This window comes from Curtobacterium sp. HSID17257, assembly GCF_003989515.1.
In the GTDB taxonomy this organism is placed as follows: Bacteria; Actinomycetota; Actinomycetes; order Actinomycetales; family Microbacteriaceae; genus Curtobacterium.
On sequence record NZ_RBLU01000026.1, the window covers coordinates 25123 to 35488 of the forward strand.

The window sequence follows — 10366 nt, forward strand, 5'->3', positions numbered from 1 at the left end:
GTTCACCGGTACAGCTGGATCTGGTCCAGCTCCGCGAACCCCGTCCCCTTGGTGAAGGTGATCGTGTTCGTGCCGGCGTTCAGCGTGACGCTCTTCTGCGCCCAGCCGAAGCGGCCCCAGTTCACGGTCGGCGTGTAGCTCACCGCGGACGCCGTCCCCCCGTTCACCGAGACGGTGTGCGTGCTCGTCGCGCCGGTGCCGTTGTCGTACCGGACGTTCATCGTGTACGTGCCCGCAGTCGGCACCTGGACGGTGAACTGCACCTTGCTCGTGGCGTTGTTGATGTTGCCGACCTTCTGCCCACCGACGGCGTCCACCTGCGTGACCGTGCTCGTGTCGGTGCGGGTGGCGGACTCGGCCTCGTACCGCAGCGCGTTGATCGGGACGGACCCGACGCGGACGTCGTTGTACGTCGTCGACAGGTTCTCGACGTTCGTCGCCTGGTACAGCGTCCTCCCGTCAGCGCTCGAGTCGAAGCTCTGCGCGAAGCCCGAGAAGGTGCCTCCCTCGGTGTCGCGGGCGTCGTAGGTCACGGCGTACGGCAGCTGCTCCCACGCGCCGGAGCCCTGGTTCCGGTTCACGGCGAAGGTCTGCCCGCCGTCGATGTTCCCCGACGCGTCGACCGACCACTTCGACGACACGACCACCATGCCGTTCGGGTTGCCGGCCTCGGGGATCCACCGCACCTCGGGCGAGGAGCCGAGCCCGCGTCCGTCGGCGAACGCGAGCTTCGTGCCGATGCTCGTCTCCGGGCTCCAGGTCAGGCCGTCCGGTGAGGTCTTGTAGTACACCGGCGCGGTGTTGTTCGTCCGACTCGGGCGGTTCACGACCTCGAACGTGGCGATGTAGTTGCCGTTCGGCATCCGCGTCACGGTGATCATGCCCGGTCGGTCGCTCGTGTTCGTGGGTGCGGACACGTTGACGAGCGGACCCCAGGTCGCGCCGCCGTCGGTGGACCGGCGGTAGCTGACGGCCTGCAGGACGCCCTTCGCCTTCTGCCGTTCGTCCGAGAAGTACGTCACCAGGCCGCCGTTCGCGTCCACGGCGACGGACGGCTCCCACACGGTCGAGGTGGTGGAGGTCGGACTCGGGTCGTACGTCGCGGGGCCGCCGGTGTCGACGGTGCTGACGAAGGACCAGGTCAGTCCGTGGTCGAGGCTCTTGTACATCACGAGTCGGCTGCTCGACCGATCGGACGGCATGATCATCCCGCTGAGCAGCAGCGTGCCGGCGGGCATCGACCCGAGCTGGATCGGTGTCTCGTACAGCGACGGCTGCGCAGTGCGGGTCAGCGCGGGGAACTGCTTGCTCGGCGTCACCGTGGCGACCCGCGACCACGAGGTGCCGTCGTTCGTCGACCGGTAGATCGGGTAGACCTGCACGCCGTTCTCGAGCACGAGCTGGTCGAACGTGACGAACTGCTGCCCGTTCGCGGAGCCGCTGTTCTTCAGGACGACCATCTTGGCGTAGGTGGTGCCGGCTGCGCGGCCGCCCTCGGGGTTGAAGGACGTGCCGGCGGCGGGGGAGTACACGAGGGCACCGTTGCCCGTCGTGACGGCCTCGGCGGGCGCGGGCCCGACGACGCCGACCAGGAGCGCGGCAGCCGTGGCGGCTGCGGCGAGGACGAGCGCGTGCGCTCGTCGGGGCGCCCGGAGGGCGCCGGTGCGGAGGGACATGGGACTCCGATCGGTGGTGTGGTGGTGCTGGTCGTCGGACGGGAGGCACGCCGTGGGGTCGCCACGGGCCTCCCGTCCGGTGTCGGTCGCCCTCGGGTCGCGACCGGTGTCCGCGGGCCGGCCGCGGACACGTCTCAGGCCGCGATCGCGGCGGCCGACCGCGCGTGCCGCGCGAACGCGTCCGCGACCGGGTTGCGGACGCGGTCCAGCCCGCCGTCGCCGTCCTCGACCAGGTCGTAGAGCCCCATGGTCAGCAGGTGCTCGGAGCGGGGCGCCTCGGTGTGCCGCCAGGTCCACTCGTACATGTCGAACAGCGGCCACCACGTGTAGCCGACGACGGGCAGCCCCTCGGACCGCAGCTCGTGCAGCGTCGACACCGAGTCGTCGAGCCAGGCGATCCGCTCCTCGACCGTGCCCGTGACGCAGGTCTCGGTGAGCATGACGGGGGCACCGTACCGCTCGGCGTAGGTGGTCAGGACGTCGCGCAGGCCCTCGGTGCCGGTGTCCCGGTACGGCCGCGGGTCGGCGAAGCCGCCGCCGTGGTGGACACCCCGCTCGAAGACCTCGGTGGAGTGCAGCGGGTAGTAGTTGACGCCCATCACGTCGGGGCGGACGGCGTGCTCGCGGAACCAGTCGAGCTGTGCGGGCGTCGTGCCGTGGGCGAGGAGCCCGGCGCCCAGCGGGTGGTCCGCGTCGACGCCGCCGGTGACCAGGTCCTCGACGAGGAAGGCCTGGTCGCGCAGCCGCGCCACGGTGTCCCGGTGCTCGGGGGCGTCGACGTCGCCGACGTAGCGGATGCCGGCCTCGACGTGCACGAAGCGGGCGGCGTCACCGAGCTCCCGGGCGATCGCGTGCTGCGTCGTCACGAACCCCGTCGCGAGGGCCGTCGCCATCCGCGCGGAGCCCGCCGCGCCCGTCAGGTACGGGGGCCAGTAGCCGTACTCGCCGGTGAAGAGCGCGTGGATCACGGGTTCGTTGACCGGCGTGTAGTCGGTGGCGACGTCGCCGTACCGCGCCGCGAAGCGGGCCGCGTACTCGGTGACGTGCGTCGGGTAGTCGGGGTTCGCGAACTGTCCCTCGAGCCACAGCGGCGTGCCGTAGTGCAGCAGGTCGACGACGGGCGTGAGTCCGGTCTCGCGGAAGCGGGCCATCACGCGGTCGACCCAGGACCAGTCCCAGACGCCGGGCTCGGGCGAGACGCGGTACCACGGGACGCCCCAGCGGAGGAGCTCGGCACCGACGTCGACGGCGAGCCCGAGGTCGGAGGCGTAGCGCCGGTAGTGGTCGGTCAGCTCGTACTCGTCGATCGCGCGTTCGCCGGGCCGGGCCTGCGGGACGAAGGTGTCCTCGATACCCAGGGCGAAGTGCAGGCGGCCGTCGTCGGACCAGTGCATGGTGTCTCGTTTCGTGGTCACGACGGTCGGGGTGCCGACCGTCCGCGAGTCGGGTGCGACCGGCGCGGTCACTTCAGCCCCGTGCTCGCGACGCTCTCGATGAAGCGGCGTTGGACGAGCAGGAACATCACGGCGAGGGGGAGCACGGCGATGAGCGCGCCGGCCATCATGACGCCCTGCGGGATGATGCCGCCGGGCCCGGTGAGCAGGGTCAGGCCGGAGGTGATCGTCCCCATGTCCTGGTCGGTGGTGAACACGAGCGGCCAGAGCAGGTCGTTCCAGTTGTTCACGAACGTGAAGATGCCGAGCGTCAGCAGGGCGGGGACGGCGTTCGGCAGGATGATGCTCCGGAAGATCCGCCACTCCGACGCACCGTCGATGCGCGCGGCGTTGTCGAGGTCACGGGGCAGTGCGACGAAGAACTGTCGGAGGAAGAAGATCCCGAACGCGTCGGCGGCCCGCGGTGCGATGAGGCCCGCGAAGGTGTTCACCCACCCCAGGTCCGAGACCAGCTGGTAGATCGGGATCAGGGTCGCCTGGAACGGGATCATCAGGCTCGCGATGATCACGATGAGCAGGACCTTGCTGCCACGGAAGTCGAGCCGGGCCAATGCGTAGGCCGCCAGGGCGTCGAAGGCGAGCGCGAACAGGGTGACCCCGCCCGCGAACGCGAAGCTGTTGCCGATGAGTCGGGCGAAGGGCAGCTGCGTGAAGATCGCGCGGAAGTTGTCGAGCGTCCACGTGTGCGGGAACAGGGTCGGCGGGTAGGCGTTCACCTCGCTCGCGGGCTTGAACGCCGTGAAGACGATGATGAGCACGGGGAGCAGCACGGCGAGCGTGACCACGAGCACCGCGGCGAACCCGAGCCAGCGCAGGGGCAGGGGCTTCCGGGCTGCGGTGCGGCGGGTGGCGAGCACCGCGGGCCGGGGCAGGGCGGTCATGATGCGGTGTCCTCCCCGCGCTTGCCGAAGAACAGGAACTGGACGAGGCTCAGCAGCAGCGTCGCGATGAGCAGCACGTAGGCGAGCGCGCTCGCGAACCCGATGTCCAGGTCCTTGAAGCCGGACTGGTAGACCTGCATGACGATCGTCTCGGTCGAGCGGTACGGACCGCCGCCGGTGAGCACGTAGATCTGGTCGAACGCCTGCAGTGCTGCGATGAGCGCGACGATGACGACGAACGCCATCGTGTTGCTGAGCATCGGCCAGGTGACGTGGGCGAAGCGTTTCGGAGCGTTCGCACCGTCGAGCTGCGCCGCCTCGTACAGGCTCGTCGGGATCTCCTGCAGGCCGGCGAGGAAGATCACCATGTAGAAACCGAAGTTCTTCCACACCGCGACGAGCACGACCGTCGGCATGGCCAGGGTCGGGTCCTGCAGCACGTTGCCGAGTCGGATGCCGACCACCTGCAGCCAGTGGTTGAGCAGGCCGATCTGCGGGTCGAGCAGGTACGACCACGCGAAGGCGGCGACCGCGAGCGACACGATGAACGGCAGGAAGAGCGCCGAGCGGAAGAACCCGCGGAACGGCAGCGCGGGGTGGTTCAGGACCAGGGCGAGCACCAGCGCGACGGCGATCGCGACCGGAGTGAACAGCACCGAGTAGAGCGCGGTGTTGCCGATCGACCGCAGCACGTCCGGGTCGGTGAACACCCGCGTGTAGTTCGCGAGCCCGACCCAGGACGGGTCCCCGAAGCCGCTCGCGTCGGTGAACGACAGGCGGAGTGCGGACACCATCGGCCAGAGGACGAAGGCGCCCATGACCACGATCGCCGGGGCGAGGAAGCCCACGATGGTCGCGCGTCGGCGGAAGGTGCCGCCGACGGGGGTTCGGCCGCCGAGCTGTGCGGGCGGACGGTAGCGCGGGCGGCGACCGAGCTGCTGGGTGGTCATGGGGTCTCCCTGCTGGGGGCGGTGCTGGCGGAGCGGAAGGAGGCGGGCGGGGAGCGCAGGTCCCCGCCCGCCGGTCTCATCGGAGGGCCGAGCGGACGCTGGCGTCCGCGGCCCCGAGCAGCTCGGCGGGGTTGCCGCCGGCGAGCGCCTTCTGCGTGGCGGTGTCGACGGCGGTGAGCACGTCGGCACTGTTCACCACACCCGGCAGCAGCGGGATGGTGGTGCCGGGCAGCCCGGTCAGGGTCGCGACGGTCGGGTTCTGGCCGACGTCGCTCGCGGTGATGTCGGTGCGCAGGGGCGGCCACCCGGAGCCGAGCGCCCACTTCGTGGCGACGGTCTTCTCGTTGAAGTAGGCGAGGAACTGCTCGGCGGCGCGCTGCTTCGCGTCGTCGGTCTGCGCGGTGACGCCGAGCGAGATGCCGATCGCCGACGCGGTCTGCGCCTTCGGACCTGCAGGGATGGCCGCGATGCCGTAGTCGATGCCCGCGCCCTCGGCGACGCTGGCCATCCACGGCCCGCCGATCTCCATGGCGGTCTTGCCCGCGGTGAAGAGCTTGTCCGCGGCGATGCCGTCGACACCCGTGGGCGAGATCCCGTCCTCGGTCACGGCCTTGGTCCAGTACGCGAGCGTCTCGCGGTTCGCCGCGGAGTCGATGGTCGACTTCGTGCCCGCCTCGTTCGTGACGGAGCCGCCGTTGCCCGCGAACAGACTCGGCCAGATGCCGTTGCCCACCGTCTGGTGGTCGGGCAGGACGAGGCCGTACTGCTCCGGTGTGCCGTCGCCGTTGGTGTCCTTCGTGAGCTTCTTCGCGTCGGCGACCCACTCGTCCCAGGTGGTCGGGAAGGAGTCGATACCGGCCTCGGCGAAGAGCTTCTTGTTGTAGATCACCGAGAGCGGCACGAAGCCGCTCGGGACGCCGTAGCGCTTGCCGTCGACGGTCTCCATCGCGACCGCCTGCTCCTTGAGCTCGCGCGTGTTGCTGGAGGTCTCGTCGTAGAAGTCGTCGAGGTCGACCAGAGCCTTCTTCTGCGCGTACACCGGCAGGCGGTCCGACGTCATCGCGACGAGGTCAGGGCCCTTCTTCGCGGAGAGCGCCGGGAGCATCGTGTCGTCGATGACCGCCCACGTCTTCGTCTGGGTGGAGATCGTCACCTTCGACTGCGAGGCGTTGAAGTCCTTGACGATCTGGTCGAGGACCTTGCCGTCGGCCTCGGTGTACCCGTGCCAGAACGTCAGGTCGACGTGGGCGTCGGAGGACGAGGAACCGGGGGAGCCGGCGCACCCGGCCAAGGCCACCGCCGCGGCTGCAGCGAGCGCGACGACTGCGACGTGCTTCTTCATTGAACACCTGCCATCCGTCCGGCACAGCGGTGTGCGGGACTCTCGGGTTGCCGGATTTACACCGGTGTAAATGGAAGGTAACGGGCAGTGGCGAGGACGTCAAGCACCAGTCCTGTCGGCCCGGGGTCAGTCCGTCCGAGCGCCGTCCGCCGAGGAGGCCCGCACCACCAGTCGGTGGGGGGACCGGACCACCCCTGCCACCGCGGCCTCGCCCCGCTCGAGCTGACCGACGAGCATGTCCACGGCGGTCGCCGCCACCCGGTCGAGGTCGGCGGAGACGGTGGTCAGGGCGGGCGTGGAGTACGCCGACTCCTCGATGTCGTCGAACCCGACCACGGCCACGTCGCCCGGCACGGACCGACCTGCGAGCTGCAGGGCGCTCATCGCCCCGAGCGCCAGGGCGTCGTTGCAACAGACGACGGCGTCGACGGCGCGGCCCCCGGCGAGCAGTCGCGTCGCTGCCTCCGCCCCGTCGGCCCGGTGCCAGAGCGGCGTCGACACGACGAGCTCCGGCCGGAACGGCAGGTCGTGTGCGTCCAGGGCCGAGCGGTACCCGCGCAGACGCTCCTCCGCGGTCCGCACCGGACCGTCCGGGTCCGCACCGACGAAGGCGATGGCCGACCGGCCTGCCCGCACGAGGTGCTCGGTCGCATCACGGAAGGCATCGGCGTTCGACATCGTGATGAACGTCGCGTCGCTGTCCTCGACCGGTTCCCCCAGCACGACCAGCGGGAACTTCACGTCGAGGGCAGGAGCGTCCCCGGGTCGCACCGCGAGCGGGCTGTAGATGATCCCGTCGATGGAGTGCTCGCGCATCCGGGTGATGGCGTCCGGCTCCCGCTCGCCGGAGGCGGTCTGCTCGACGAGCACCGTGTACCCGAGCGCCCCGGCAGCGCGGATGACCGCGTCCGCGAGCTCCGCGAAGTACGCCTGACGGAGCTCGGGCAGCGCCAGCCCGAGCACGCGTGAGCGGCCGGAGCGGAAGTTCCTGGCCGACACGTTCAGCTCGTAGCCGAGCTGCTCGACAGCGGCCATGACGCGGTCGTGCGTCCGCGCCGACACGTGCTCGTACCCGGCGAGCACGTTCGAGACGGTCTTCTTCGAGACACCGGCGACCGCTGCGACGTCGCTCATCGTCGGCGGCGAGCGGTGTCCGTCGACCATGGACGCGCTCCCTCCCGACAGCGTGGACTGCGTTCCGCAGGAACCTACCGCACGCAGCACGGCTGTCGGTGGCCCCGCCTAGCGTGACGACATGCCCGAGGGTGACTCCGTCCACCGCCTGGCAGCCCGACTCCGTGCCGTCGACGGCGCCCTGGTCGCCCGTGGCGAGCTCCGCGGCGGCGCCGACGCCGGCACCCCGCTCGGCGGCCGACGCATCGTCGAGCACGCCACGCACGGCAAGCACCTGCTCACCCGGTTCGACGACGGCACGACGCTCCACACCCACATGCGGATGACCGGCTCGTGGACCACGACGGGCGCGGGGAAGCGGCTGCCGGCACGCGCCGCGCAGGACGCCCGGGTGCGCATGGCCCTCGACGACGGTCGCACGGTGTGGGGGATCGCCCTGCCCGTGGTCGAACTGCTCGCCACCCGCGACGAGCGCCTGGCGGTCGGGCACCTCGGACCCGACCTGCTGCACGAGGACTTCGACCGTGACGAGGCCGTCCGCCGCTGCGCGGCCGACCCGGACCTGCCCGTGCGCACCGTCCTGCTCGACCAGCGGCGCGTGGCGGGGCTCGGCAACCTCTGGGCGAACGAGCTCGGCTTCCTGCGCGGGCTGCACCCGGATCGGCCGATCGGCACGGTCGACGTGGCCGCGCTGCTCGACGCCGCCCAGCGGATGCTCCGCCACTCCGCGACCACGCCCGATGCGTACCAGGTGACGACCGGGGTGCTCCGTCGCGGCGAGCGCCACTGGGTCGTCGGCCGCGCCGGTCGGCCGTGCCTGCGCTGCGGGACGCGGGTGCGCGCCCGCGACGACGTCGAGGTGGTCGGCTCCGCGCCCCGACGTGTCTGGTGGTGTCCCCGCTGTCAGCCCGCGGCGAGCTGACCCTCCGGCGCCACGGGACGGACGGGAGGCACGGTGCCGGCCCGCCACGGGCCTCCCGGCCGTCGCCCGGCCCGGTCGTCGGCCGTCCCGTCCGTCCACCTCGGTACGGCAGGATGAGCGCACCCTTCCCGACCGACCACCGGAGTCACCGTGCCAGACCAGAAGCCCGCCGTCCTGTTCGTCTGCGTCCACAACGCCGGCCGCTCCCAGATGGCGGCGGGGTGGCTCCGGCACCTGGCCGGTGACCGCGTCGACGTGTTCTCCGCCGGGTCCGAACCCGCTGACCGGATCAACGCGGTCGCGGTGCAGGCGATGGCCGAGGAGGGCATCGACATCGCGGGCGAGCAGCCCGCCGTCCTGACCACCGGCGCGGTGCGTCAGGCCGACGTCGTCGTCACCATGGGGTGCGGCGACGCCTGCCCGGTGTTCCCGGGCAAGCGCTACGAGGACTGGGCGCTCACCGACCCGGCCGGCCTGCCGATCGAGCAGGTCCGTCCGGTGCGCGACGAGGTCCGGCGGCGGGTCGAGACGCTGCTCGCCGACCTCGTCTAGACCAGCGCGGCGATCCCGAGCGCGACCAGCGCCAGGAGCGGCAGTGCGCCCTGGGTGCTCGCGGCCCGGCGCTTCGTCGCGTCGCTCGTGAACAGCACCAGGGCGGCGGCGAGCATGCTCCCGGTCCCGGCGACGACGAGGGTCAGGCCGACCGCGGTACCGCCGGACGCGACGACGACGATGCCGACCAGCACGAGCACGGCGAGGAACAGGTTGTAGAAGCCCTGGTTGAACGCGAGCGAGCGGGTGGCCGCGGCCTCCTGCTCCGAGGTGCCGAAGGTGTTCCGCGCTCGCGGAGTGGTCCAGAGGACGGACTCGAGCACGAAGATGTACACGTGCAGGAGCGCGGCGAGGGCGGCGAACACGAGGGCGACGACGGTCATGCCCCGACCCTACGACGTCCGGTCAGCGGCGTCGCGTGGCCCGGCGTCGCGCGAGCCCGAGCGCGAGCGCAGCAGCCGCGAGCAGGCTGCCGATCACCGAGCCGACCCCGTTCGTGACCAGGTCGCTCGTGTCGCAGGCCCGCCCGATGCCGAGCACGAACGCCTGCAGCGCCTCGATGCCCGCGGACAGGCCGATGCCGGCAGCCGCCGTCAGCAGCGGCCTGCCGGTGCGCAGCCCTGCCAGGAACACGACCGGGACGAAGAGCAGCACGTTCGCGATCGACTCGACGGCGGTCGGAGCCAGGTACGGCAGGCCGACCGAGCAGGCGACCGCCGCGGAGGGCGTGCCCTCCGGGTACAGGGTGAGCGCGAGCACGGCGACCAGCGCCAGGAGTGCGAGCACGGTGGTCGTGCGTGGCACGCGGACGAGCAGGACCCCGAGGAAGGGGGCGACGACGACGACCGCGACGAGGACGCCGAAGGCGAGCCACGGCACCTCGACGAGCAGGGTGGAGAGCAGGGGTCAGGTCCTCCGGAGCGCGGGGAGCGGGAGCTCGTGCGCCGCATCCCACGGCTCCGCCCAACCGAGCCGGTCGAAGAGCGCGTCGAGGAGCATCGCGGTGAACCCCCAGAGCGTGTGCGCGCCCTCGTCCGACCGTACCGTGAAGGCCGGCCCGCGCCACTCCTGACCGCCTCGGCGCAGCACGGTGACCCCACGGTTCGCCGGGTCGAGGAGGTCGGCGACGGGTGTCCGGAAGACCGCGGCGGACTCCCGCTCGTCGACGACCCGCACGGGTGTCGGTTCGCGCCACCACCCGAGCACCGGCCGCACCAGGTGGTTCGAGTGCGCGAGCGGGACGGCGGGCAGGGTGCCGAGGACCTCGACGCCGGCGGGGTCGAGCCCGGTCTCCTCGCGGGCCTCGCGCAGGGCTGCTGCGGGCGCATCGGCGTCACCGGGGTCGATGCGCCCGCCGGGGAACGCGATCTCGCCCGGGTGCGAGCGGAGGGTCGACGCTCGTGCGAGCAGCAGGACGTCGAGGTCGCGGTGCACGGCGTCGGCCGCGGGCGCGCG

At 71.6% G+C, this 10366-nt stretch carries 11 protein-coding genes; 2 read left to right on the top strand and 9 right to left on the bottom strand.

The genetic code is table 11. The features are described from left to right. Positions 1–2: 2 nt before the first annotated feature. The 6 genes from D8M35_RS06365 to D8M35_RS06390 form a co-directional block, all read right to left on the bottom strand. Positions 3–1676 carry a CBM35 domain-containing protein gene (locus tag D8M35_RS06365; RefSeq protein WP_126891082.1) on the bottom strand — a complete coding sequence of 558 codons (1674 nt, stop codon included), beginning with the start codon at positions 1674–1676 and terminating at the stop codon, positions 3–5. Between the two features lie 134 nt (positions 1677–1810). Next, positions 1811–3070 (bottom strand): family 1 glycosylhydrolase, encoded by a 1260-nt coding sequence (locus D8M35_RS06370; protein WP_126891093.1) that lies wholly within the window; start codon positions 3068–3070, stop codon positions 1811–1813. A gap of 68 nt (positions 3071–3138) precedes the next feature. Continuing rightward, on the bottom strand, positions 3139–4011 hold the full coding sequence (locus D8M35_RS06375) for a carbohydrate ABC transporter permease (protein WP_126891083.1): 873 nt from the start codon (positions 4009–4011) through the stop codon (positions 3139–3141). Continuing rightward, entirely contained in the window at positions 4008–4961 is a 954-nt protein-coding gene (locus D8M35_RS06380) for a carbohydrate ABC transporter permease (protein WP_126891084.1), read from the bottom strand. Before D8M35_RS06380 ends, D8M35_RS06375 begins: the two co-directional genes overlap by 4 nt. A 76-nt stretch (positions 4962–5037) precedes the next feature. Further along, a complete protein-coding gene (locus D8M35_RS06385; RefSeq protein ID WP_126891085.1) occupies positions 5038–6303 on the bottom strand; it encodes an ABC transporter substrate-binding protein in 1266 nt (421 codons plus the stop codon). A gap of 126 nt (positions 6304–6429) precedes the next feature. Then, on the bottom strand, positions 6430–7467 hold the full coding sequence (locus D8M35_RS06390) for a LacI family DNA-binding transcriptional regulator (RefSeq protein ID WP_126891086.1): 1038 nt from the start codon (positions 7465–7467) through the stop codon (positions 6430–6432). Positions 7468–7558: 91 nt separating this feature from the next. Between D8M35_RS06390 and D8M35_RS06395 the strand changes: the two genes are divergently transcribed. Together D8M35_RS06395 and D8M35_RS06400 are read left to right on the top strand one after the other, a co-directional pair. Continuing rightward, positions 7559–8359 (top strand): DNA-formamidopyrimidine glycosylase family protein, encoded by an 801-nt coding sequence (locus D8M35_RS06395; protein ID WP_126891087.1) that lies wholly within the window; start codon positions 7559–7561, stop codon positions 8357–8359. A gap of 150 nt (positions 8360–8509) precedes the next feature. Further along, positions 8510–8911: an arsenate reductase ArsC gene (locus tag D8M35_RS06400; protein ID WP_126891088.1), complete on the top strand. Its 402-nt coding sequence runs from the start codon at positions 8510–8512 to the stop codon at positions 8909–8911. On the opposite strand, the gene D8M35_RS06405 is transcribed toward D8M35_RS06400, so the two are convergent. From D8M35_RS06405 to D8M35_RS06415, 3 genes are all read right to left on the bottom strand, one after another. Continuing rightward, the gene (locus D8M35_RS06405) at positions 8908–9294 is read right to left on the bottom strand and encodes a DUF1304 domain-containing protein (protein WP_126891089.1); all 387 of its coding nucleotides are present in this window, start codon (positions 9292–9294) and stop codon (positions 8908–8910) included. The two genes, D8M35_RS06400 and D8M35_RS06405, sit on opposite strands and share 4 nt — an antisense overlap. 22 nt (positions 9295–9316) lie before the next feature. Then, positions 9317–9790, bottom strand: coding sequence for a VanZ family protein (locus D8M35_RS06410; protein ID WP_161972611.1), 474 nt, complete (start codon positions 9788–9790; stop codon positions 9317–9319). Positions 9791–9817: 27 nt separating this feature from the next. Then, a partial coding sequence (locus D8M35_RS06415; RefSeq protein ID WP_148113336.1) for a CoA pyrophosphatase occupies positions 9818–10366 on the bottom strand: 549 nt, incomplete at its 5' end.

Bases quoted from the DNA above. Each gene is read 5' to 3' on its own strand.
- D8M35_RS06365 (WP_126891082.1), bottom strand. From the start codon at position 1,676: ATGTCCCTCCGCACCGGCGCCCTCCGGGCGCCCCGACGAGCGCACGCG.
- D8M35_RS06370 (WP_126891093.1), bottom strand. From the start codon at position 3,070: ATGCACTGGTCCGACGACGGCCGCCTGCACTTCGCCCTGGGTATCGAG.
- D8M35_RS06375 (WP_126891083.1), bottom strand. From the start codon at position 4,011: ATGACCGCCCTGCCCCGGCCCGCGGTGCTCGCCACCCGCCGCACCGCA.
- D8M35_RS06380 (WP_126891084.1), bottom strand. From the start codon at position 4,961: ATGACCACCCAGCAGCTCGGTCGCCGCCCGCGCTACCGTCCGCCCGCA.
- D8M35_RS06385 (WP_126891085.1), bottom strand. From the start codon at position 6,303: ATGAAGAAGCACGTCGCAGTCGTCGCGCTCGCTGCAGCCGCGGCGGTG.
- D8M35_RS06390 (WP_126891086.1), bottom strand. From the start codon at position 7,467: ATGGTCGACGGACACCGCTCGCCGCCGACGATGAGCGACGTCGCAGCG.
- D8M35_RS06395 (WP_126891087.1), top strand. From the start codon at position 7,559: ATGCCCGAGGGTGACTCCGTCCACCGCCTGGCAGCCCGACTCCGTGCC.
- D8M35_RS06405 (WP_126891089.1), bottom strand. From the start codon at position 9,294: ATGACCGTCGTCGCCCTCGTGTTCGCCGCCCTCGCCGCGCTCCTGCAC.